The sequence below is a fragment of the Proteiniphilum sp. UBA1028 genome (assembly GCF_002316955.1).
Classification (GTDB): domain Bacteria; phylum Bacteroidota; class Bacteroidia; order Bacteroidales; family Dysgonomonadaceae; genus Proteiniphilum.
The window spans coordinates 1-1,604 of the sequence record NZ_DCEN01000084.1; the positions used below are offsets into that span (position 1 = coordinate 1).

Here is a 1,604-nt window from a genome sequence, read left to right on the forward strand (position 1 = left end):
GCGAGAAAAAGTGATCAGCATTGGGGCTCTGTCTCCTGGGCTGATAAATATGAGAATATGAATCCCTATCAGGGAAGCCAGCGATATACCGATGATCCCATAAAGGGAACGAGGAACTGGAAGCTGTTCGGACAATTCCGGTACGGACGTCATGAGCTGGCATACCATTTTCCGCTTCCGGACGGAGAGTACAGGGTGGAATTATATTTTACAGAACCCTGGTACGGAACGGGAGGCATTCGGGATGGCGAAGGTTACAGGGTGTTTGATGTGGCTCTGAACGACTCGGTATATATCCGTGATTTGGATATCTGGGCCGAATCGGGACATGACCGTGCATTGAAGAAGGTGTTGACTGCAAAGGTGCAGGGTGGGGCGTTGAAAATATCTTTCCCTCAGGTGAAAGCGGGACAAGCGCTCATCTCCGCTATCGCCATTGCATCACGCAATCAGGATATAAGGCCTGCAGCGTCATCACCTTCCGAGGGGTGGAGCTGGAACGATGTGGAAAAGGTTGCGAAAACTCCTGTAGAATCGCTTCCGGAGGGTGATGATGGCAGACTGGCTACAGTGTATCCGGCAGAAGATGCCGTGATTGAAGGAGAGGTTGAGATCAATGAGGTACGCAAAAGAGTGTCGTTGAACTTTACAGGGAGTGCCCCGGGTTCCATCAGCTGGGACGTATCGACTGGCGTGGCCAATATTTACGCGTTCCGTTTCTCTTACATGAACGTGAGCAATAGTCCCAAAGAGGTGCGATTCAGGCTTGTTGCATCAGACGGGACAATCCTGAAGGACGACCTGATCACTTTCCCGGTGGCTCCTGAAAAATGGCGCACACTGAGCACCAGCACCGATGGTTTTATTAACGCGGGACACTACCGGGTTATTTTGTCATCGGAAAACATGAAGGGCTTAAACCTGAATTCTTTAACGGTGCAGTAGCTCGGATAGTTGGACGTTTGAAAAATTGATTCCATGGCTCCTGACTCTTTACGCTTGATTCTTAATTTGAAATTATGAAACGATTCACACTCACCTCCAGTATACTCCTTTTTCTACTCATTGCGGTTCCCGGTTTTGGCCAAAGAGACTGGGAAAACCAACATGTGCTGCAGATAAACAGAGAGCGTGCAAGGGCTTCCTTTACGCCTTACCTTGGGGTGAAGAACGACCGAACGCTTTCTTTGGACGGCCCTTGGAAGTTTAACTGGGTACCCGCCCCGGAGGAGAGGCCCAAAGAGTTTTACCGCAATGATTTTGATGATTCGGGATGGATCAGCTTTCCTGTTCCTGCCAACTGGGAGGTAAATGGTTTCGGAACACCCATATACGTTAGCGCGGGATATCCTTTCAAAATCGATCCTCCCCATGTCACGAAGGAACCCAAAGAGTCGTACACCACCTTTACAGAGAGAAATCCGGTAGGCTCCTACCGCCGTACTTTCTCCCTTCCCGAAGAATGGGAAAATAAACAGGTGTTTCTTCATTTTGAAGGGGTGCAGAGTGCTTTTTATGTCTGGATAAATGGCAAGAGGGTAGGTTATAGCCAGGGGAGCATGGAGCCTTCTGAATTCAGGATCACGCCCTGGCTGAAAAGTGGG

General features: G+C 49.5%; 2 protein-coding genes. Both read left to right on the forward strand.

The features are described from left to right. Positions 1 to 945 (forward strand): malectin domain-containing carbohydrate-binding protein (locus B3Z75_RS13385; protein WP_294072762.1); only part of this gene is annotated, 945 nt, incomplete at its 5' end. A gap of 74 nt (positions 946 to 1,019) precedes the next feature. After that, a partial coding sequence (locus B3Z75_RS13390) for a sugar-binding domain-containing protein (protein ID WP_349676042.1) occupies positions 1,020 to 1,604 on the forward strand: 585 nt, incomplete at its 3' end.